This is a genomic window from Streptomyces sp. NPDC048057, from assembly GCF_040653095.1.
In the GTDB taxonomy this organism is placed as follows: Bacteria; Actinomycetota; Actinomycetes; order Streptomycetales; family Streptomycetaceae; genus Streptomyces.
In genome coordinates this window covers 66755-90083 of record NZ_JBEZNF010000027.1, presented here as the reverse complement: position 1 = coordinate 90083, position 23329 = coordinate 66755, and the positions used below count along the sequence as shown (strand labels likewise).

Below are 23329 nucleotides of genomic sequence, written 5' to 3'. Positions count from 1 at the left end.
ACGGCGCGGTGAAGAGCACTTCGAGGAGACCGAGTTGGCAGCGCGTCCCGGTGACTGGAGTTCGTTGGGACTGGGCGGGGACCCGACTCCCGGCGACCCTGCGGTGATCGTCCTCCTCGCGGATGCGATGAAGACCCTCGCCCAGGCCGCGGGCACCGTCAACACGGGACTGCGCGAGATCCAGAACACCTCGGGCGAGGGGCAGCGGTTCATCGGCAAGACCGCCGACATGCTGCGCGAGAAGGTGGACGAACACCTCCACGGCTTCGCCGGCGCGGTCGAAGGCTCCTTCTACCTTGCCGAGTCGGCGATGCGCACGTACGCCACCGCCCTCGAAACCGCCCAGGGCGAGGCGGACACGGCGCTGAGCGCCGCGCAGAAGTTGCCCGAGGACGACCCCCAGCGCCAGGCCCTCGCCGAAGGCGTCACCGCCGCGCGCACGGAACTGTCCAACGCCGTCAACCGGTTCAGGTCCCAACTGGACGAAGCCGGCGACATGATGAAGCAGCCGTCGAGCGACTGCGAGATCTTCTGGGAGGTCTTCGAGATCCTGACGATCATCGTCTCGATCCTCGCGATCTTCACCGGCGGACTCCTCGGCATCATCGCCTGGGCGATGAACGCCGTGAACCTCATCAAGGTCGCCGTCGACTACAGCCAGGGCAAGGCGAGCGGCCTGGAACTCGGACTCGCCTTCCTCGGCGTCCTCTTCCCCTCCACCAAGGGCATCGGCGGCACCCTCAAGGCCATCGGCAAGGGCATCAAGGCCGGCGGGGCAGGCTTCGTGGACGAGGTCGGGAAGATCGCCCTGATGACCGGCACCAGCCGCTTCCTCGTGGTGCCCTTCCTGCTGGGGGCCAAGACCTGGGCCGGGGCGAAGGGGATCCTGCCCGGGCTCTGGGGCGGGATGAAGTACCTCGGCCGCCTCCCGAAGGACGACTGGACCAGGATCACCGGCCTCGCCACCGGAAACATGGACAAGTTCAAGGTCTACGGACTGGTCACCCTGGACCGGTTCGGACGGTTCATGGCGGCGGCGGTGCTGCCGGTCAACTTCGTCGAGATCGGCGTCGTCGGCTTCCGGGGCGCCGCGGCCCTCGCCTTCGCCGACCGGGTCCTCGGCATCCCCCAGCACTCGCTCCGCCAGATGATGGTGAAGGCGGGCGATCTCGAGTACCTCATGAAGGCCGGCAATCCGGGGAGGACCGGCTGGGGCGCCGGGCTCCCCGGCGTCGGCTCACCGCTCGGCGGTCCCCTCGGCGCCGCCCCCGGCGGACCCGGCTTCGGAACGGTCACCACCGACCTGTTCCACCTCTCCGTCGGCAAGATGCCCGTGCTCAACTTCACCGACCTCGGCTTCGCCAAGCTCGGTGACCTCCTGCTCAACCGGCCCGGGGCGACGATGCCGGGCGGCACGGGCGCCGTGCCCGGCCTGATCACCCCGCCCCTGCCCGGCAACCTGACCGTCTCGCCCGGCGGGTTGCTGCTGCCGAAGTCCACCGTGGGCACCCCGGCACTCGACCCGCTCACCCGGCTCGATGCCTCCGCCGGCACGGTCCGCCTCGACAGCAATCTGCTGCTCCCCGCCGACACCGCGATCGGCGTCGTCGACGGCGCCCGCCACCCCGCCGGGCTCTCCGTCGTCCTGGACGCCCCCGGCGCGGGCCGGGGCGCGGAGGCGTCCGACGGGCTGTCGCGCATCGACACGGCCCTGGACGACAGCAACGTCCTCGCCCGCAGTGCGGTGGGGCACTCCGAGGACCTGGCCGATCTGAAGCTCCCCGAGCTGCTCGCCCTCCAGAACGGGGACGTCGCGGTCCGCAGCGTGGGCGCGGACGGCATCTCCTTCCGGATCGGCGCCGACACCGACGTGACGGTCAACGCGGAGTCGCTGGCGGCGATCGCCCTCACCCCGCCCGGTTCGGTGCCCGGCGCGGCGCTGCCGAACACCGGTGCGCTGACGGGCGCTACGGGCACCCCCGGCGTCACCTTGCCGGGCGGAACGGGCCTGAACGCCGCGACTCCAGGCGGGGCGGTGCCCGGCGCGGGGCTGACCGGCGCGGCGACCCCGCCGCTGACGGCCGCCCCCGGCCAGGCGGCGACGCCACCGGCCGCGACCCCTGGCGCGGCGACCGGTCAGACCTCCCTCACCCCGCCCCCCGCTCCCGGCCGGACCTCCCCGTCCTCCGCCGCCACTGGCACACCGCCCGCCACCCCCGTCCCCAAGGGCGCGGACGCGCCCGTCCCTTCGCCCGCCACCGCGCTCGACAGCCGGCAGCAGGCCCTCTCCCTGCTGCGGGGCGACGACGCGCGCCCCCGCACCCCGGCCGGGATGAGCGCCTCCGCCTCCTCGGGCGGCGTCTCCTCCCGCGCCCCGCTCGACGCGGCCGGCGTCGCCCCGATCCAGAAGGCCGACGCCGACCGGGCGCTCGACCTGGTGGCCCGGCCCCGCCGCGGCGCCGAGGACCCGGGTACGCCGGGTACGCCCCCGTCCGCACGGCCCGCGACCCCCGTTCCCGCCGCGCCCACGCCCGTGCGCCCCGAAAGCCCGGTCGGAGTCGGGGACGTCCGTCCGGCCAAGGTCGTGGCCCCGACCCCGACCCGGATCGCCGACGCGTCGGTGTTCGGCCCCGCCGCACCGGTCCCCACCCGGATCGAGGGCCACGCCGCGGCCACCTTCCGCAACCAACTGCGGCTCTCCATCGGGAACGTCATCACCGGCGGGACCCCCGATCGCGCGCTGGGCGATCTGCGGATGGAGCGCTACGTGGCGTACGAGGAGTCCCTCGTGCGCCTGCGTACGGCACAGCGCCGTGCGGACGAGGGCGCCCCGAGCACCCCGGGCGCCGGCTCCTCCTCCAGCGCCGGCCCCGCCCCCGGCGCGAAGACCCCGCTGGACGTCGCCGTCGCCGAGGTCAAGGACGCCCGCAAGGCACTGCGGGACGTCGGCGTCGACCCCGACGGAACGCTGAACGAGGTGCGTTCCCTCAACGTCCGCATGGTCGTCCAAAACGGCGGGGTCCCCGGCGGCGCCGGGAAGCCCGACCTCTCCCGGGTCCTCGCCGACGAGGCAGACGAGGCGGCCGACGCCTCGTCCGCTGCGGGCCGCGCCGGGAACGGGGCCACGGCGGGCGAAGACGGGCCGCCCGCCCCGGGCGCCGGTCAGGCGGACGGGCCCGTACCCGACGAACTCGCCCCCGACGGCCGCACGCCCGGCGGACCCGCCCCCGACGGCCTCGCGGACGACCTCGGGCGAGCGCCCGACCCGGCGGCCCGACCCGAAGCGGGCCGGGTCGACAACCCGTACGCAGGACCGGAAGGTTCGCGCACCCGCGCCTTCGTCTCCGACCCGGTGCGGTTCCTCCGCGAGAGCCCGGTCACGACCGACTTCACCCAGGGCATCAAGGCCCGGATGCCCGGTCTCAGCGACGAACTCGCCAACAAGTTCGTCAAGATGATGGGCGAGACGGACCGGAACTGGTTCGTGCTGGTGCGCGAGGGCGCCGATCCCGCGGCGAGCCGCGGCACCCTCGTCCTGACCCCCGCCGTGGAACGGTACGTCCAGGCGTTCTTGGACGGTGACCTGTTCCGGGCGACCGACGTCGTCGCGAAGACCACCCGCGAACTCTTCGAGAAGCTGGCCGGGCACCCCGCGATGCTGCGGCCGATCGCCGACGACGACTACCTCGCCTCCGGCTTCATCCCGTACAAGAGCGGAAACGCCAAGAAGGCCAAGGACATCGGCAAGGCCGTCATCTCCCGGAACCCGGAGAGCCGCGTCGGGTCCGACTTCGTGTTCACCCCGGAGATGAACGGCTGCGCCCTGACCATCACCGACGTCGACGAGCACGTCTTCCGGGCCTGGCACTACCAGTCCCCGAACGGGCCGAGCGCGATCGTGCACGCCACGAACTTCCGAGTGGACCGTTCGCCCACGGACTGGATCGGTGACGCGGCCTATCTCTCCACGCACACCGGGCGGGAGTGGCCGGGGGCCACCAACATCCTCTGGCGCCAGCCGGACGGAAGCTGGCGGTTCCTCAGCCAGGAGTACCTCGCCGACATCACGGCGACCGGCAAGATGGACAACTTCCAACTGCGCCGGCAGCCGCGCGTCCTGGAGGTGAGCCTGACACCCGGCAACGAGTACGCGTACACCTCGAAGATCTACAACGCCGTCCGGGACGACGACAACCACGCCGTCCTCGCCGGCCTGGAGAAGTTCCTGAAGGAATCCGGGGGCGGGGCTTCCACGCAGAAGGTGCTGCGGACGCGCATCGCGGACCCCCTCGCCCGCGCCGTGCGCGCGGAGGGGGACTGGCTCGCCGGCGCGACGGACTTCGCCGGACTCGTCGGGAAGCTCGACGTGGCCAAGGGCATGCGCTCCTCCGCGGCCACATCGGTGCTCAAGGCCGTCGGGGAGAGCTCCCTGAACAGCAAGGCGAAGGCGCAGCTCAACCAACTCGTCGGCGACTTCAAGGACCCGCGTTGGCTGCGCGAGTGGGCCGTCGAAGCGGACAAGCGCGTCAAGGCGAACGCGGACGCCCCCGCTGCGACCGACGACGTCACGCCGCCGTCCACCGGCGATGTGACACCGCCCGCCGTCGGGGACGTCAAGGGCAAGGGGCGCGCCGTCGTCCAGGACGACGACACCGCGTCCGGCAGTACCGGCGGGCTCTCGAACGACCACGAGGTGGTCCGGGTCTGGCAGGAGCGGGCCCGGGTGCGGCGGGACATCATCGTGGGCGAGACCACCGGCGACGAAGCGCGGGCCCGGCTCGACGCGTTCGACGCGTACGACGTCGCCCGGACCGAACTCGCCGCGCTGCAAGGCCGCGCCGCGAGGGAACTGCCGGCGAACGACCTCGGCTCCTCCACCGGGCTCAGCGCCAGCCAACGGCTGCTTCGACGGGACCTGGACGCCGCCTACCGCACCGCGTTCGAGGCTGCGGACGACGTCCGTGCCCACGGGATCGACCCGGTGGCGACGAGCGCACGCATCGACGCCGCAAGGGCGAACGTCCACACCGGCGGCGGTGCGCTCATCGGGGGCGGCGGGCGCGGTACGGGCGGTGGTTTCGACGCCGGCCAGGGCTGGCGGGGCCACCCGCCGCAGACCAACGCGCCGCAGGCGGGTGGCCCGTCCGCGACGAACCCGGTGGACGCGGCGGACGCGGCGGACGCGGCCAACGAGCTGGAGTGGCTCGACGAGGCCCTGGCGTCCTTCGGGCCGCTCCCGGCCCCTGCTCCGGGAGCGGCGGCCGGCCTCCAACTGGACCAGTTCAACATGCAGTTCAACCATCTGAACCTGGACGACACGCTGGCGTGGATGGACAGCCAGTTCCCGCCCACGCTCCCTGGGACGAGAGCCCAGCCCCCTGCGCCGGCTCATCCGCCGCAGCCGTCGGGCGCGGGCCAGGGCGGCGGCGTGTGGTTGCAGCCCTCGCCCGTGACGGCGGGCGATCCCCGGCTGACCGCCCAGGTCACCGTACCGGGCGGCACGCCGAACCAACTCGATGTGTTCGACGACGACTTCTGGGCGGGCGATCCGTTCGTCGGCTCCGGCCCGCCGATGAGCGATCAGGAACTGGAGGGCTTCTTCGCCCAACTGGACCAGTTCTTCAGCCCGAACCCGCCCCCGGCACAGCATGCGACGGCCCCGGGGACGGGCACCGGCGGCGCCCCGGGGCCATCGGCCCCGCAGGGCCCCGGTGCCGGCCAGGTCACCTGGACCAACGCGGACTTCCGGGCGCTGGGCAGCACCACCCCGGCGGGCCCCATGGAGCCGGGCGAGTACCTGGACTTCGTACGCCGCAGCGCCGACGGCGGCAACCGGATCGCCTACGTCGTCAACGTCATCGCGAGCGCCGGGTCCGTCAACGACGTCGTCGGCTTCCAGCGCTTCCTGAACGCCCTCACCCACCGGCTGGACGACGGCTTCCGCGGACGCTTCGCCGTCGTCGTGGGGGTGAACGGCACCGGATTCGCCGACGCCGTCCGCACCGTCCCCCAACAGCTCACCTTCCCCCACCCGCTGGCCGTGGTCGGCACCCCCCTGCCGGCGCGGGAGGGCCCGTTCGCGCTCCAGGGGACGGCTCGCAACCTCACGCTCACGAGCCCCGCCACGCAGTACGCGATCCGCTCGATGATGGAACGCAACCACCACCCGTACGTCGCGGTCGTGGACTTCGACGCGTACCCGCACACGGTGCCCTCGGGCCGCCACGTCTTCCGCCACTTCGAGCAGTCGCTCGACGGCACGCGCCCCCTGATGATGACGGGCGGCTACCGGACGGTCGGCGAGGGCGACGTCCACGATCTGCGGGACCCGGGAGCCCAAGCGCTGCTGCGGGAGCGGGCGGCCGGGTACTCCACCGACTTCACGCAGCGGCTCACGCACGACATGCGCGTACGGGGCACGGCCTCCACGACCCATCCGATGGTGCCCTACGGCCCCGAACCGAATCTCTTCGTCGACGGTGCCGCGACGCTCCTGGACCTGCGGAACCTGATCCCCCGGAACTCGGCGTCCCCCCGGGCCACGTCCCAGTCCGGGCTGGTGCGGTTCGGCGACGGCTCGGCCGAGTTCAACGTCCTGAGCCAGCGGCTGAACGTCCTCAACACGTGGGAACTCGACCAGCGGCTGCCGCTGCCGCCGATGCCGCCGGGGTTCCCGGCCGGCGCCGCGTCGGACCTGCTGACCGGCGTCGACCACGCCATCGTGTGGTCCCGACTCGGGCCGACGGGCGACCAGGCGCGGCGCGCCGAGGAGTTCCTGCGCCTCACCGACGGCACCGCGTACGACATGGCGCTGGACCGCAGGGCGGCCAGGATCACCGAGGCGCAGCGCGGTCTGCACCGGATCGCGAACTGGATGCGCACGGACATGCCGTTGCAGGGACCGCAAGGAGTGGCCCAGGCACAGGGCCTGCTGCACGCCCGCGCCGCCGAGGTGGTCGAGAGCGGCCTGTGGTACCAGGGCTCCGGACTCCCGCTGCCGGGGGCGTTCCTCCGGGAGTTCGCCGACCGGATCGCCCGCGGCGGAGGCCGGGGCGCACCCGCCCAGAACCTGCTCCACCAGCTCGGGCAGCACCTCTCGGCCGGACACAACCCGCTCGGCCGGGCCCCGCTGCCGCCCGGCGCCGCCCAATCCCTGCTGGGCATGGTCGGCGACGCCCCCCGCGCCATCGAGACCCTGACGGCGCAGGCACCCGACGCCCTGCTCAGGCTGGCGGACGAACTGGACGCCCCGCCGCCCGGGTACGCCACCCCCACCGGCGCGGTCGGCTCCCAGACCCCGGTCGAGCCGCTGGTGAACGAGATCAGCACCGCGCTGACGAAGGTCGCGAACGCACTGCCCACCGCGAGCCCCCAGCAGGTGGCCCAACTGACCGATTTCCTCCGCCACCTGGCCGACCAGCGACTGGGCGCGCTCGCCGGACCGGCCGGCGACGCACTGGCCGCCCACCGTGCCCGTGCGGCGGGCAACGGCGCCGTACCCGATCCGCAGGGCGGGCCCCCCGTGCCCGCGCTGGCACCGGACGACGTGCATCGCAGGTCCGTCCTGACCATCAGGGACGCGTACGAGGAGCGGCTGACCCGGCGGGAGATCGACGCCGCCAACCACGCGCTGCCGGAGCGCGGGGCGGCCTTCCACACCGAGTTCGAGAGCGCGGCGATCCCCACCGACCTCGACCGCCTGGTACGGGACTTCAACACGGGCACGGCCCAGAACCTGAAGCAGGACCACGTCCCGCCCAAGCCACTGACGTCGCGGCTGCTCGGCCAGAACGACCAGAACACGAACGCCCGGTCCGCCATGTCCGGGGTGCGCACCGCGCCGTACCGCAAGGACTACATGACGGGGAACACCATCGCGCCGGACGTCCTCCACCCCCGGTACAACCGGCTCGACCGCGCACCGCAGCCGTCGATCGCCCAGCTCGCCGCGCAACTCGACCCGCGGCTCGGCGACGGCGCGGTGGACCGAATCGCCCGGCACGCGTCCCAGCCGGTGCCGGGCGGCGGCTCCTTCGGCGGACTGCGGGCGGGCATCGATCCGGCGAACACCCGCATCCACGTGGAGAACCTCGCGCTCTCCGCGGACACGCCGAACCTCCTGCGCCATCTGCGGTACCTGAGGGACGTCCACCTCCCCGGCCAGGGGATAGCCGCGCCCCAAGGGTCCCTCTTCGCCACGCTGAACGGCCTGTCGGCCACGCCCGGCGCACGGCCGAGCCTCGCCGACCAGATGCTGGAACGGGTGGTCAACCGCTTCGACCCGGTGAGAGCGGGGCAGGACGGGCTCACGGACCTCGACCGGTTGGACCGGCCCAACGCCCAGGCGATCGAGGCGGGTCTGACCCCGAGGGACCTCTTCGTCCGGCTGGCCACCGGACGGGTGGAGGCCCCCGGGGCGTCCGGCAGGGGCCTCGACGGGGCCATGGACCGGGGAGGCGAGTACGTCCTTCGGCTCTACGCCCACGCGCTCGGCCACAACTTCCAGGTCATCGCCGCCGACGGGGCCTCCTACCCCATCGACGTGGGGGCGTCGAACACGGTGAACCTGTACTGGCGGGGCAGGGACGGCGGCGGTTGGAACACCGCGCCGGTGGACCACGTGCGCCCCGCCGATCCGGGCGTCGGCACGGGGAAGGCGAGGGCCACGGACAGCGCAGGCGCACCCGGTCACCCGGGATCCAGCGGCAGTACGTACGGGCCTCCCGCAGGAGGCAGCGCAGGCCAGGGCCACCCCGTCGCGCCTTCCCACCCCCAACTCGTGCAAAGGGTCCTCGACCACTACCAACTCGCCTATCTCCAGTACGCCGAGGTCAGCGTCGGCGGCGGGCTCGCCGGCCGGCCCTCGACATCGGCGGACGCCGGACGAGCGGCACGCGCCGAAGCGGACGCGGCCCTGGCCACCTTCCAGGAGGCCCGGCAGAGGCTGGTGCAGTTGGGCGTCAACCCGGATCTGGTGGACCGGCAGATAGCCGACGCCCTCCGCCACCGGCGCCGGCAGTAGCGCCCTGAACGACGCGCCCGACCCGTAACCACCCGTACCCACCGCCCTAAGCCGGCGCCCTGACCAGCCCCGACGGAGAACCCCTGTGACACCTCCCGCTCAGCCCGCCGTCCACCGGGTCGGCACCGGCGCCCCCGGCGCCCCCGGCGCCCACCCCACCCTCGCCGCCGCCCTGCGCGTCGCGGCCGACGGGGACGAGATACGGATCGCCCCCGGCGTCCACCGGGAATCGGTCCGCATCGACCGCAGCGTCACCCTGCGCGCGCTCGGCGCGGACGGCCGGGAACAGCCTGGCAGCGCCGTGCTCGCCGCCCCCGCCGGAGGACGGCCCGCGCTGGAGGTCACCGCGGGCGCCCGGGTCGTCGTCGACGGACTGGTCGTCGAGGGCGCCGCGGCCGACCGGCCCGCCGTGGTGCTCAGCGGCGGGCGCACCCACTGGCTCGGCGGCGGCATCGGCACCGGCCGGCTGGAGGCGCACGGCGACGCCGAACTCGCCATGTCCGGGGCGGTGCTCAGCGGCGCCGCCCTCGCCGGAGTGCTGCTGCGCACCAGCGGACCGGTCACCATGACCGACTGCCGGCTGCGCGGCACCGACGGCACCGGGCTGGTCGCCGGCGGCGCCAGCCGCGTCGAACTCCTGCGCACCGACGTCCGGGACAGCACCGGATCGGCGGTCCGGGTCCGCGAGAACGCCCGCGTCACCCTCCGCGACTCCCTCATCGACGGCGCGGGCCGCAGCGGACTCCTGGTCGAGGACCAGGGGTCGGCGCTGCTCGCCGACTGCCGCATCCGGGAGTGCGCCGGCGACGCGGTACGGGTGCTGGGCAGTTCCCCGTCGCCCGCCCCGGACGAGGAGGCGGCGGAGCCCCGCGCGGCCGACGGCGGCGTGCGGCTGCACGGTTGCGAACTCTCCGGCAGCGGCGCCGACGCCGTCCGGGTCAGCGGCCGGGGACAGGTGGCGCTCACCTCCTGCGCCCTGCGCGACAGCGGTGGATCGGGCGTCAGCGCCGGCGACGAGACCCGGGTCAGGATCACCGGCACTCGGATCACCCGCACCGCCGCCGCGGCCGTCGCCGTGCAGGGCAGCGCCGAACTCACCGCCCGGGAGACGGTGATCCGCGCCTCGGCCTCCAACGGACTGCTCGCCACCGGCAACTCCGTCGTCCGGCTGGACGACAGCGCCGTCGACGAGTGCGCCTTCAGCCCCGTGCACGCCGGCGACAGCGCCGACGTCCGCCTGCGCGGCCTGCGGATCGCCCGCACCCCCGAACACGGCGCCCACCTCGTCGCCGGCGCACAGGCCGTCGTCCACGACACCTGGATCAGCGACTGCGGCATGTCCGGCGTCGACCTCGCCGACACCGCCAGGGCCGAACTCCGCGGCGTCTCGGTGCACCGGGCCCACAACGGCGTCACCGCCGCCACCCGGGGCGCAACACGGCTGTCCGACTGCGAGATCGTCGACAGCGAGCGAGCCGCCGTCGTCCTCGGCCCCGGCGAGGCGGAGGTGCGCGGCGGCAGACTGGTGCGGGCGGGCACCGCCGGACTCGTCGTCGGCTCCGGCGCGACGCCCCGGGTCACCGACCTGGAGATTCGCGACGCCGCCGGATCCGGAGTGGTGGTCGCCGGCGGCGCCGAACCGGTGCTGACCGGGGTACGGGTGGTGCGCCCCGCGAAGAACGGCCTGATCGTGGACGCCGGCGGAGGCGGAACGTACGAGGAGTGCGAGATCTCCGCACCCGGCTTCCCGGCCGTCCACCTCGCCGAGACCGCCGCTCCCGTACTGCGCCGCATCCGGGTCCAGGACGCCACCGAGGACCTGAGCGCCGACCCGGACGCCGAACCGGTGGTGGAGGACTGCGTCTCCCTCCGGGTCGAGTCGCCGCAGTGGCCCGCCCCCACCGGCGCGCCCGCACGGCGCAAGCCCCAACGCGCCCCCGGCGGCCCGGCGCCGGTGGACGCCACGGCCGCGGAGGACGGCGGCGCGGACCCCGACGACGTGCCCGAGGAGAGCCTGGACGACCTCCTCGGCGAACTCCACCAACTCATCGGACTCGCCAGGGTCAAGGCCGACGTCGCCTCCCTGGTGAAACTGATGCGCATGGTGCAGCGCCGCGAGGCGGCCGGCCTCGCCGCCCCGCCGCTCAGCCGGCACCTGGTCTTCGCCGGGAACCCCGGCACCGGCAAGACCACCGTCGCCCGCCTCTACGGCCGCATCCTCGCGGCCGTCGGACTGCTGGAACGCGGCCACCTCATCGAGGCCGACCGCTCGTCGCTGGTCGGCGAGTACGTCGGGCACACCGGCCCGAAGACCCAGCGCGTCTTCCAGGAAGCCATGGGCGGGGTCCTCTTCATCGACGAGGCGTACTCCCTCGCCCCGGCGGCGGGCGGCGGCAACGACTTCGCCCAGGAAGCCGTCGCCACGCTGGTGAAGCTGATGGAGGACCACCGCGACGCCGTCGTGGTGATCGTCGCGGGCTACCCGGGGGAGATGGAGCACTTCATCGACTCCAACCCGGGCCTCGCCTCCCGCTTCAACCGCACCCTGCTCTTCGAGGACTACGACGACGCGGAACTGGTGCAGATCGTGGAACGGCACGCCGCCTCCCACGAGTACGAACTCACCGGGGACGCGCGGGCGGCGCTCGACGTCCACTTCGCCGGTGTGCCCCGGGACAGCAGGTTCGGCAACGGCCGCACCGCCCGGCAGACCTTCCAGGTCATGACGGAGCGCCAGGCGTACCGGGTCGCCGAGATCGACGCGCCGTCGGAGGCGGATCTCGTCACGCTCACCGACCTGGACGTACCGCAACCGTCGACGCCGGCACCCTGACCTCCGACCGGGGACGCCGTCCGGGCCGCCGTTCCCATGACGGCGGCCCCAACGGCGGCCGTCGCCTCAGCCGATCTGCCACTTCTGGTCCTTGGCCCCGTCACAGGTCTGGAGCTGGAGCCGGTACCCGGTGGAGCCGCCCAGGTTCACGGCCTCGACGCACTTGCCCGACTGGGGGTTCACCAGCGACCCGTCCGTCATGATCTGGAACTTCTGAGCGCCGTTCTTCGAGCAGTTCGCGATCTGGACGGCCGTCCCGTTCTTCTTCGACCCCCCTGCCACGTCCATGCACATCTTCTGCTGGTACAGCGTCCACACCTGACCGTCCGGGCGGAACTCGAACCGCTGGCGCTGCTGCCCGGAACAGGAATCCAGCCGGAGCTGCGCCCCGTCGGTCACCTTGCCACCGACGATGTCGAGGCAACGCTTCGCGGCGAAGCCCAGAACCGGCCCCTTGATCTTCCCGTCGTCCAACTTCGGCGGACGAGGCACCTCCGGCGCGGCGTTGGCCGTCGAAGGCTTCGACGTGCTCTGCCCCACCGGCTTGCCCTCCGCCTCCCGACTGCCGGAGCCGGACTCCGTGGCAGGCCGCTCACGAACGCCCGATGCGCCGTCGGTCCGCCCGGAAGCGCCCGCCGCGGATTCGCCCCCGGCACCGGCCGCGGCCCCGCTCCCGGTCCCCGAGCCCGAGCCGGAGCCCGAGCCGCCGGGAAAGCGGAACGGCTGCGCCGGCACGCCCTGCCCACCAACCGTGGAACTGCCCGCGCCACCGGTCGCACTCCCCGCCGACGCCGTGCCCCCGGTTTCCCTCTCCCCACCGCGCTGTTGGACGGGAGCCCCCGAAGCCCCGTCCCCCGGCGTGCCGTTCTCCTTGGCGGCGCTCGTCTTCTTCGTTGATTCGGAGTCGAATTCGAGCTGGTTCACCAGCGGAACGGTCACCAGAACCAGTCCCGTCACGGCTGCGGCGGCACCGAGCGCGGTCCACACCCGCCTGCCGGGCAGCAGCCCACGCCGCGGACCGGACGGATTCTTCGCGAACGTCGACGAGAACCCGTTCCGGAGCCCCGTGTCTTCGGCCGGCGCTCCCGGCTCGGAGGGTTCGGACGGACGGTTCTTGGGCGCGGGCGGCACATCATCTCCCGTGGGGTGGGACGGCGATCGGAACGAGGCACGGCGGTGGAGCGGCGCTCCCGACCCGTCCGCGCTCCGTCGCGCCGGGCAGCTCCCACCGGGCGGGCGGACCGGTCGATGACACCAGCTCACATCCGGTCCCTAGGATGCGATTTCGCACCGCGAGGATCCCTTTCGCCCCCCGGGCGCACGATCCGTGACACGCTCGTGATCCACCGGAAGCGAGATCGCCGCATTCCCGACCGCGCCCGGGTGGCTGGCCGCTCAGCCACCCTGAGCGGCGGCCCGGGTGACCGCGGCCGGGAGGTCCGCGCGGACCGAGGTGATCAGGGCCCGGCTGGCCTCGCGCGCGGCCGCGCTGCCCTCTGCGGGAGTGCTGCCCACGCGCTGGCCCAGCACCACGCCGAGGACGAGCCGGGGCGTGCCGGCGACCTCCTGGGTGGCGGCCCAGACGAGATTGCCGCCCGCCGGGGTGGAAGAGCCGGTCTTCAGCCCGACGACACCGTCCCGGCCCAGCAGCTTGTTGGTGTTGGGGATCCGCACACCACCGGGCGGCGTCACGGCGGGCGTGGCCACGATCGCGCGGAAGGCCGGGTCCTTCATGGCGGCGCGGGCCAGCTTCATCTGGTCCTCGGCGGTGCTACGGGTGTCGGACTCGATGCCGCTCACCCCGGTGTAGGTGGTGCGGTCCATCCCGAGCGCGGCGGCGGTCCGGTTCATCTTGGCGACGAACGCCTCCTGGCTGCCCGCGTCCCAGCGCGCCAACAGCCGGGCCACGTTGTTGGCCGAGGACACCATCATGATTTCCAGGAGTTCACGCTGGGTGTAGGAGCGTCCGGCCAGGACGGGTGCGGCCGATTCGACGGAGGAGAACGCCTCGTCGGCCGCCTGCTGGTCGGCGACGATGCTCGCGCCGGCCCCGCCGGCCTTCATCGGGTGGTCCTTGAGGACCACGTAGGCGGTCATGACCTTGGTGACGCTGGCGATCGGGACGGGGATCTGCCTGCCCTTGGTGCCGAGGCTGCCGATGCCCTCGACGGTCACGCTGGCCTGGCCCTCGTCCGGCCAGGGCAGGTCGATGGGCGTGGCGACGTCGGAGTCGGCGGGCCCTTCGTCGGCGGGCCCGGCGCACGCTCCGGCGAGCAGCGCGCCGACGACCAGGAGGACGGGGAGCAGACGACGGCCGGCGCGCCGGGCTCCGGGGCCCGGTCGGGCGTGGGAGCGAGCGACAGACAGGGCGGACAGGGCGGACACGAAAGACACGGGGGACACCTCCGGTGGTACCGGGTGCGGGCAGGCACCCGGAATCACCTTCGGGGAGTCGTTCTTCGGTACCGGCGCGGTGCCGTTTCCACCACCGCGTAGCTGCGTTGCCGTTACGTTTCACTGCGCACCGACGGCCCTGCGCCGACGGGCCCGTACCGACGGCCCTGCGGCGTGCGGGGCACGCGGGACGGGCTCGGGTGCGGGCTACAGGTCGAGGGTGGCGACGGCGCCGCCGTCGGGGGCGTTGGCGAAGGCCAGACGGGCGCCGAGGACCCCGGCCTGCCCCTGGGCGACGGTCAGCCCGAGCCCGTGCCCGCGCCCCCGGTCGCTCGCGCCGGTACGGAACCGCTGCGGACCCTCGTCGAGCAGCGCGGCGGGGAAACCGGGACCGTGGTCGCGGACCGTGATCCGGTTCCCGGTGACGGTGATCCGGACGGGCTCGGCGCCGTGCTGCCGGGCGTTGACGACGAGGTTGACCACGATCCGTTCCACTCGGCGCGGATCGGTCTCCACCCGGACGTCGTCGCCGGCCGGGACCGTGACCGTGACCCCCGGACCCGCTTCCAGACGCCGTACGACATCGGTGACGAACTCGCCGAGCGGCACGGCGTCGACATCGGCCCGTTCGATGCCCGCGTCGAGGCGGGAGATCTCCAACAGGTCCTCGACCAGCGCGTTGAGCGCCCGCACCCGGTCCCGGAGCAAGAGGGCCACCTCGTCGTCGGGCAGCAGCCCGGCAGTGGTGACCAGGCCCATCAGCGGGGTGCGCAGTTCGTGCGCGACGTCGGCGGTGAACCGCCGCTCGTACTCCAGCCTGCGCTGGAGGGCCGCGGCCATCTCGTCGACGGCGGCCGACATCTCCGTGACCTCGTCGCGGGCGCGTCCGGGGCTGCCGATCCGGGCATCGAGGTCGCCGTCGGCGATCGCCCGAGCGGTACGGGCACCGTGGCCCAGGCGCCGGATGACCGGCTCCGTGGCCAGCGCGGCGAGCGGAACGACGACGACGAGGGCGGCGAGGACGGAGGTGACGATGGTGCGGTCCTGGAGTTGGAGGCTGCGCTCCTCGAAGGACATGTCGACCCTGGCGATCAGGATCCTGCCGTCGTCGACGCCGGTCGCCGCCCACATCCAGTGCACATCGGGCTTGTCGACCTCGTACCAGAGGCCGATGTCCCCGCCCTGGCGGCGCTGTTCGGCCAGGTCGCGCAGCAGCGGCGCGGGCGTCTCGTCCGAGGTGCGGACATCGACGCCCGGCAGCCGTTTCCCCCGTTCGTACTGCTGCGTCACCATCTCCAGCTGAGTGGCGGCGCGCTCGCGTCCCACCCTGAGCATGCGGTCCCGGTTGGAGTCCCGGACCAGGAGGGCGATCACGACGGCGACGGCACAGCAGGCGAGGGCGGTCAGCGCGGCGATCTTCCAGCGTAGGGCGCGGGGATTGAAGAGGCCCACGGCGATCAGCCGCGGACGAGTTTGTAGCCGAAGCCGCGGACGGTCTCGATCCGGCCGCTCCCGATCTTCTTCCGTAGTCGCAGGACGCAGAGGTCCACGACGCGGGTGTCGCCCTCCCAGCCGTAGTCCCAGACGTCGCGCAGCAGCTTGCGGCGGTCGAGGACCACACCGGGGGAGGCGGCGAACTCCAGCAGCAGGCGCAGTTCGGTGGGGGTCAGGGGGACGAGCTCGCCGGCCCGGTGCACCACCATCCCCCGGGTGTCGACGCTGAGGTCGCCGAAGACCAGGGGTGCGCCGCCGCCGTGCCCCGAGGGCCGGGCGGGCGCGCGGGCGGCGGGTGACCCGGGCGGGCGGAAGGTGGCGCGGCGCAGCAGGGCGCGGATGCGGGCGACCATGACCGCGGTGTCGACGGGTTTCACCACGTAGTCGTCGGCGCCCGCCTCCAGACCGGCGACCACGTTGAGGGCGTCGCCCAGTGCCGACATCATCAGCACCGGCACCTGGCTCTGCTCGCGGATCCGGCAGCACAAGCCGATCCCGTCGAGTTCGGGCAGCATGACGTCGAGGATCAGCAGATCGTGATCGCCGTCCCGGAACGCGTCGAGGCCGCCGAGCCCGTCGGCGGCCACCGTGACCCGGTAGCCGTAACGCTCCAGGGCGAGCTGGACGGAGCGCCGGATGGCGTCGTCGTCCTCGACGAGAAGGACCTTGAGGGGGTCCGGGACCCGGGGTTCCGACACACCACTCACCTGGCCACCTTCGTTCATCCGACCCTCGCATCGTAATCAGTCGCCTTACCTCCCCGGCACGGGGAAGGGGGCGTCACAGCTTCAGGGACGCGGCGACGGGCAGATGGTCGCTGCCGGTGGCGGGCAGGGTCCGGGACGAGCGCGGGGCGATCCCCTTCACGTGGATGTCGTCGATGCGGACCACGGGGAAGGCGGCGGGCCAGGTGAAACCGAAACCGTCGCCGGCCTCCTGCTGGACCGAGCGGAGCGCGGCGAAGACGGGTGCGAGCGCCGTGTCCCGGGAGGTGCCGTTGAAGTCCCCCATCAGCACCAGCCGGGGCAGGGGCTCCGCGCGGAGCGCCGTGGCCAGGGCCCGGGCGGCCTCGTTGCGGCGCTCGACGGTGAAACCGGCGGCGGGGTGGACCCGTACCGACGCGAGATGGGCGACGTAGAGCGCGACGGGTCCCCGCGGGGTGTCGGCCGTGGCCCGCATCGCGCGGGTCCACGGCATGATCGGCACCGCCGCCACGTCCTTGAGGGGATAGCGGCTCCACAGACCGACCCCGCCGCGCACCGCATGGTGCGGGTAGGCACCGGCGAGCGCACGTTCGTACACCTCCACGGAGTCCGTCGGCAGCTCCTCCAGCGCCAGTACGTGCGCGTCCACGGCCGCCAGGGCGCGCGCGGTGCCCGCCGGGTCAGGGTTGTCCTCGTCCACGTTGTGACTCACCACGGTCAGATCGCCGCCGCCCGCGCCCTTGTCGGCGAGGGTGCCGCCGAAGAGCACGGCCCAGACCACGGCGGGCACGAGGGCCGCGACGGCCGCGAAGCGGGAGCGGCGCACGGCGGCCAGCCCGAGCAGTACGGGCACGGCGATCCCCGTCCAGGGCAGCCACGTCTGGAAGAGGCTGCCGAGGTTGCCGAACCCGTTGGGGACCTGGCCGTGCAGCGCCATCAGCCCCGCCCAGAGCACCCCGGCGGCGGCGAGCACCCGCCCCCGGGGTCGAGCGGTGGCGCCCGGCTGCTCCGGCGTCGGGTCGGTGGCGGGTTCGAGGACTGTCGGAGCGGTCGGCACGTGCGGTGTCTCCCCATCTGGTGTCCACCCGGGACCGGGTACGCCGCCAGCCTCGGGGAGAGGGACTTCTGCCTGGTCAACGGAGTGCTTCAGCGGTCGCGCGGCTCTGTATCAACCGGGTATCGGCATCCACGAACCTGATGGGGCTGCTCGGTCAGGTACGGGGAGAGCTCCGCCGGGTCCTCCGGCTCGTTCTCGGTGCTCCCGTGCGTCTCACGGCCTGGTGGCTCCTGCTGCCTCGCGGCGTCCTCGCCGGGGCCGGTCGGGGGAGTGGTCGGTGAGGAAGCGCACCAGCAGGTCGTTCACCTCCTCGGGGCGCTCCAGATAGCCGAAGTGCCCGGTTTCCGGGAGCACTTCGTAGTGGGCCCGCGGGATGGCCTCGGCGACTTCGATGCCGAGGTGCGGCGGGGAGAGGCGGTCGTCGGCGAAGGCGAGTACCAGGGTGGGGGCGGTGATCCAGCCCAGTTCGGAGACGCCGTCGGGGAAGTGGGTCAGTGCGGCCTCGAACTGGCGCCGCACTCCTGCCGACGGTGTCGGGGGCGCCATGCTCAGCATGGCGAGCCAGTCCTCGGCGGCGACCTCGTCGCGCAGGCTCGCAGGGGAGAGGTTGGCGAGCACGCCCATGGCCACCGACACCTCCGGGGGCAGGGCCAGTCCCTGCTGCTGGACCGCGATCTGGGCGTGCGCGAAGGTGGTCAGCGCGGCATCGGCCCGTCCTCTGGTGGCCAGCAGGGCGAGCCGGTCGACCAGCTCCGGCCGGGTCATCGCCAGCCGTTGGGCCATCCGGGCGCCGAGGGAGGTGCCGACCACGTGTGCGGCACCGCCCGCGACCTGCTCGATGACGGCGGCGAGGTCGTCGGTGAGATCGGCGAGGGTGAACCCCTCGGGGCACTCCGAGCTGCCGCCCACTCCCCGGTTGTCGAAGGTGATCACGCGGAACCCGGCCGCCGCCAACGCCGGTACCTGGTACGGGCGCCACACCCTCCCCGGGGAGCCCGCGCCCATGACCAGGACGACCGGCTCACCACTGCCGGTCTCCTCGTAGGCAAGGGTGATCCCGCCCGCATCGATGGTTCCGCTCATTCCTCGTTCCCTTCCTCTTGCTGGGTGGCCCGGGCCAGCACGACCAGGGCCCGCACCCAGTACCGGGCCAGCTCCTCGACGTCGGCCCTCGCCACGACCTCGGGGTCGTGGCGCCAGGCCGCCTCGAACTCCGGTCCGTCCGGGCCCGGATGCACTGCTGAGATGAGCTCCAGGGCGAAGGTTTGCCGGAGCTCGGGTTCGCTGTCCTCGGGGAACTCCCGGACCAGCGCCTCATCGGCGACCGCGGTCCACGGGCGCTTGCCCGCGCCGTCCGCGGTCGGCAGGCGGTCGATACGGCCCAGGTAGCTGAAGAGGATGTCCGGCCCGGCCTCGCCGGCCGTCAGGACCGGCGGGTGGTCGAAGCCGCCGTGCGGAACGGCGTCCAGCTCCTCGCGTACGGAGGACAGCAGTCGCAGCGCCTTCGACGCGTCGCGCTCGGCGTGCTCCAGGGTGGTGCGCTGCGCGGCGCGGTCGATCACCAGTGGATGGAGCACGTTGAACCAGCCGACGGTGCGGGAGGTGTCCACCGGCCCGCCGTCCTGCGCCGCAAGGTAGGGCTCGACCAGCTCGTCGCGGCGGCCGTGGCCCTCCCGGACCAGCGCCAGACCGGTGCCGGTGCCGGTGGAGTGGGCGGCTCGCCAGGTCGCTTCCGCCAGTGCCGTGGCGGCGAGCAGCGCCGCCTCGGGAGCGGCTGCCAGGTGGCGCAGCAGGATCGCTGTCGAGTCCGCGTCCGCGCGGACCCGGTGGGAGCGCAGTGCACCCCGCGTGCCGGTGGGGGGCCAGGGAGCGGCCGGTGCGAGTCGGAGCGCCCCGGCCACCGCCTTCCGGACACCCTGCCAGTACTGCTCCTGCCGGGCCGGCTCCGGGCCTTGGGCACGGCGGGCCAGCCCTCGGGACCAGGCCGCCATGGAGGTGTGCTCGGGTGGAACGTCGATCGTGACGGGCTCACCGCTGCCGTCGTCGTCGCCGGCGGCGGCCAGGTCCGCGAGGATGATCTGCCAGGAGACGAGGTCCGCCGCGGCGTGGTGGGCAGCGAGGAACAGCAGGTCCCGCCCCGTGTGGTTCTCCCGCAGCAGCACGCCTGCCAGCATGGCGCCGCAGGCCGGGTCCAGCCGGTCCCAGGCGCGGCGGGCCGCCGCGAGCACGACGGGGGGCGTCAGTTCCTCGTGGGCCTCTTCGGTGAGCATCGCCGGTGGCTCGCCGCCCGGCGCGGCTCCGGGCGCGCGGTTCACCAACCGCAGGCGCCCGTCCGCCCCGGTGACCGTGCGGGCCGATAGCTGGGGATGCGCGCGACGTACCGCGTCGAGCAGCGACTCTGCCCGGTCCAGGCCGAGTCCCGGCGGCAGGGTGATCAGTTGCGAGAGCGCGAAGCGGCGGTGGTCGCCCAGCCGGTGCAGCCAGTCCAGGACCGGGGTGGCCACCTCCTGGGCGGCCTCGTTCCCGGAGGCCGCCTCAGAGGGCTGGGCCGGGGCAGGGGTGGCGTCGATCACCCGGGCGAGCTGGGTGACGGTGCGGTGCACCATCACTTGGCGCGGAGTGCAGGGCAGCCCTGCCTTGCGCAGCTCGCCGACGAGGGAGATGGTGGCGATGCTGTCCAGGCCGTGGTGGAAGAGGTCCTCGTCGCAGCCGAGGTCCGAAGCCTCCAGCAGGGCCCGCGCCGCCCGGTGGACGGCGTGCTCGGTGGCGGTGCGGGGCGGCCGGGCGGTGCCGTCGACCGCCTGGTCACCGGTGGGTCTGGGCAGCGCCCGCAGATCGGTCTTGCCGTTGACGGTCAGCGGGATGCGGTCCAGCACGGTGACGCGCGCGGGGATCAGGTAGGCCGGCACCCGCCCGGCCAGCTCGTCGCGGAGAGCCACCGGGTCCAGGGGGCGGCCTGTCTCCCCGAGCGTGCGGGAGGCGACGACGTACGCGGCCAGGGCCTTTCCCTGTCCGCTCGCGAACGGGACGACGACGGCCTTGGCCACGGCGTCGCTCGCCTCCAGCGCGGCCACCACCTCGGCGAGTTCCACCCGGTAGCCGCGGATCTTCACCTGCTCGTCCGCGCGCCCCAGGAAGATCAGCCGGCCGGCCGCGTCGCGCCGCACCACGTCCCCGGTGCGGTACAGGCGCTCCCCGGTCTCCGGATCGGGGACGAAGCGCTCGGCGGTCAGCGCGGGGCGGGACTCGTAGCAGCGCGCCACCTGGGATCCGCCCAGGTACAGCTCGCCCCGGGTGCCAAGAGGCACGGGCTGCAGGTCGGGCCCGAGGACCAGGGCGCGGGAGCCCGGGGCGGGCCTGCCGATCGCGGGTTCCTCCCCCGCCCGCACTCGGGCGTTGACGGCCTCAACGGTGATCTCGGTGGGGCCGTAGAAGTTGTGGACGCGGGTGCCCCGCAGGTCGGCGAGCGTGTCCCAGGTGGCGCGGGAGATCTCCTCCCCGCCGAGCGCCAGGATGCGCAGCGGGCAGTGGTTGTCCTCGATCAGCCCGGCCTCGGACAGCCGGGCGAGCATCGACGGCGAGGTGTCCAGCATGTCCACTCCACGCTCGCGGATGCCGCGGACCAGCCGTGCCGGGTCCTGCTGGTCCTCCTCGTCGAAGAGCTCCAGGGTGTGTCCGCTGAGCAGGGCCAGCTGCGGTTGCCAGGCGGCGTCGAAGGCGAAGGACCAGGAGTGCCCGACCCGCAGCGGCTGTGAGGTCTTTGCGGTCACCGGGCCGTAGATCTCGGCCCGGTGGGCGTGCAGCAGAGTGGCCAGCCCCCGGTGGGTGGCCACCACGCCCTTGGGTTCGCCGGTGGATCCCGAGGTGAAGACGGTGTGGACGGCCTGCTCCGGGTGGGTGGCGCCGGGCAGTGGTGCGGCGGCGCCGGGAGCGTCGGCGTCACCGGGGGTGCCGGGGGCGCAGCGCGGGCCGGTCCACCAGTCCTGCTGCCCGGGCAGGGCGATCAGCAGCCGGGCGCGGGCGAGTCGCGCGATGGTGGTGTTGCGGTCGGTGGGGGCGGCCAGGTCGAGCGGTACCAGCGTGCCGCCGGCCTTGAGTACGGCGAGGAGTGCGGCCAGGTAGTCCCGGGTGCGCGGCAGGGCGACCGCGACCCGGGTTTCCGGACCGACGCCGAGGGAGCGCAGCCGCCGGGCCAGGGCATTGGACCAGCGGTCGAGCTCGCGGTACCGGACCTCGGACCGGCGGTCGCGGACGGCGACCCGATCGGGGTGTCGGGCGGCGGCCCGCTCGAACTCCCGGTGCACCCCGTGGTCCGCCTCCCCGAGAGCCCCGGGATCCGTGCCCCCTTCGGGTCGTCCGAGGAGCTCGGGGACGCGGGGGCCGTCGGCCAGGCGGGCCAGTTCGGCGCGTTCCCCCGGGAGGAGGATGTCGAGATCCCGGTGGGTGCGGGAGGGGTCGGCAGCGATGTCCTGCACGATCTGGAGGAAGCGTTCGGCCAGCCGGCCCGGGTCGAGCCCCCCGAGGAGGGCGTCGATGTGGTCGACGTTGACGTAGAGCCGGTCGTCCAGCAGGAACGGCACGACGGTCAGCGGGTAGTGCGTGTAACTGTCCATCGAAACCGGCGACATGCTCACCCCGCTGCCGAGCCGCAGGGTGTCCCGGGCAGCTCCCTTGGGCGTGTTGTGGAAGATCATCAGGGTGTCGAAGAGGTCGCCGCAGCCGTTCGCGCGCTGGATCTCGCTGAGCCCGGTGTAGCCGTGGGACCGTTGCCGGGCGGCGTCGCGCTGGATCCGTCGGCACAGCTCGATCAGCGGTTCGTCCCGGTCGAGGGTGACACGGGCGGGGATGGTGTTGATGAACAGCCCGATGGCGGACTCGATCTGCGGTACCTCCTCGGGCCGGCCGGAGACGGTGACGCCGAACACGACGTCCTCACGCCCCGTCAGCCGGTGGAGCAGGACGGCCCAGGCGGCCTGGGCGACGGTGTTGACGGTGAGGTTGGCCGCGCGCACCCGGGACAGCAGCGCCTCCAGGGGCGGCCCTTGGAGGGACCGCATGGTCAGGGCCGCCCGGTGGGGTTCGCCGTCCACCCGGGTGCGTGCGGCCACGACGGTCGGTTCGCCGACTCCGCTCAGGGTCCGCGCCCACTCGGCGAGCGACGCCGCGCCGTCCTGACGGCGTAGCCAGCCGATGTACTCCCGGTAGGCGGGATGGGGCGTGACCGGTTCGAGGCTGTCCTCGGAGTAGGCCGTGGCGAGTTCGTTCCAGAAGACGGGTACCGACCACCCGTCGATCACGATGTGGTGGAACACGCAGAGCAGCCGGTGGTGTTCGGTCCCGAGCCGGGCGAGGGTGACGCGCAGCGGCGGTCCGGCGGTGAGGTCGAACGGGGCCTCCCGTTCGTCCTCGACGTGGGCGTCGAACTCTTCGGGCGTCATCCGGGCAACGCGCCAGGGCACTTCGACGGCCGCGGGCACGAGCTGGACCGGGTGGGGCAGATCCTTGTCCCAGAAGCTGGCCATCAGTTGGGGGTGACGGGTGAGCACGCTGCGCAGCGCGCGGTGCAGCCGCTCGGTGTCCAGCGGGCCGTGGAAGTCGGTCAGGACGGCGATGGCGTAGCCGTCGGCCTCGGGCTCTGTTTCCGGCCCGGCGGCCTGGGGTTGGTCGTGGTGGAGGCGGTTGAGTGAGTACAGCCCGTGCTGGAGCGGGCCGAGCGCAAGGATCTCGGCTATGTCGTGCCTGCCGGTGAAGGACACCGCGGGTTCCTCGTCGTTTCGCTGGGGCGGTGGGTCGTCGTCTTCGGGCGGGAGGGGGCAGCGCGTTCC

The 23329-nt window shown here is 73.5% G+C and carries 9 protein-coding genes; 2 read left to right on the top strand and 7 right to left on the bottom strand.

Annotated elements, in window-relative coordinates; translation table 11 throughout:
- The first annotated feature begins 34 nt into the window (after nt 1-34).
- Both AB0E05_RS28150 and AB0E05_RS28145 read left to right on the top strand, forming a co-directional pair.
- On the top strand, nt 35-9022 hold the full coding sequence (locus AB0E05_RS28150) for a putative T7SS-secreted protein (protein WP_361968444.1): 8988 nt from the start codon (nt 35-37) through the stop codon (nt 9020-9022).
- 85 nt (nt 9023-9107) lie between these two features.
- Nucleotides 9108-11855, top strand: coding sequence for a right-handed parallel beta-helix repeat-containing protein (locus tag AB0E05_RS28145; RefSeq protein WP_361968442.1), 2748 nt, complete (start codon nt 9108-9110; stop codon nt 11853-11855).
- A 66-nt stretch (nt 11856-11921) separates the two neighbouring features.
- On the opposite strand, the gene AB0E05_RS28140 is transcribed toward AB0E05_RS28145, so the two are convergent.
- From AB0E05_RS28140 to AB0E05_RS28110, 7 genes are all read right to left on the bottom strand, one after another.
- Complete coding sequence (locus AB0E05_RS28140; RefSeq protein WP_361968440.1) at nt 11922-12779, bottom strand: RICIN domain-containing protein; 858 nt, start codon at nt 12777-12779, stop codon at nt 11922-11924.
- 471 nt (nt 12780-13250) lie between these two features.
- The gene (locus AB0E05_RS28135; RefSeq protein ID WP_361968495.1) at nt 13251-14162 is read right to left on the bottom strand and encodes a D-alanyl-D-alanine carboxypeptidase; all 912 of its coding nucleotides are present in this window, start codon (nt 14160-14162) and stop codon (nt 13251-13253) included.
- 294 nt (nt 14163-14456) lie between these two features.
- A complete protein-coding gene (locus AB0E05_RS28130) occupies nt 14457-15701 on the bottom strand; it encodes a HAMP domain-containing sensor histidine kinase (RefSeq protein ID WP_361968438.1) in 1245 nt (414 codons plus the stop codon).
- 5 nt (nt 15702-15706) lie between these two features.
- Nucleotides 15707-16468 carry a two-component system response regulator CseB gene (gene cseB / locus AB0E05_RS28125; RefSeq protein WP_361968436.1) on the bottom strand — a complete coding sequence of 254 codons (762 nt, stop codon included), beginning with the start codon at nt 16466-16468 and terminating at the stop codon, nt 15707-15709.
- 55 nt (nt 16469-16523) lie between these two features.
- Nucleotides 16524-17504 carry an endonuclease/exonuclease/phosphatase family protein gene (locus AB0E05_RS28120; protein ID WP_361968434.1) on the bottom strand — a complete coding sequence of 327 codons (981 nt, stop codon included), beginning with the start codon at nt 17502-17504 and terminating at the stop codon, nt 16524-16526.
- A 213-nt stretch (nt 17505-17717) separates the two neighbouring features.
- Nucleotides 17718-18587, bottom strand: coding sequence for an alpha/beta hydrolase (locus AB0E05_RS28115; protein ID WP_361968432.1), 870 nt, complete (start codon nt 18585-18587; stop codon nt 17718-17720).
- Entirely contained in the window at nt 18584-23260 is a 4677-nt protein-coding gene (locus tag AB0E05_RS28110) for an amino acid adenylation domain-containing protein (protein WP_361968430.1), read from the bottom strand. Before AB0E05_RS28110 ends, AB0E05_RS28115 begins: the two co-directional genes overlap by 4 nt.
- Between the last annotated feature and the right edge of the window lie 69 nt (nt 23261-23329).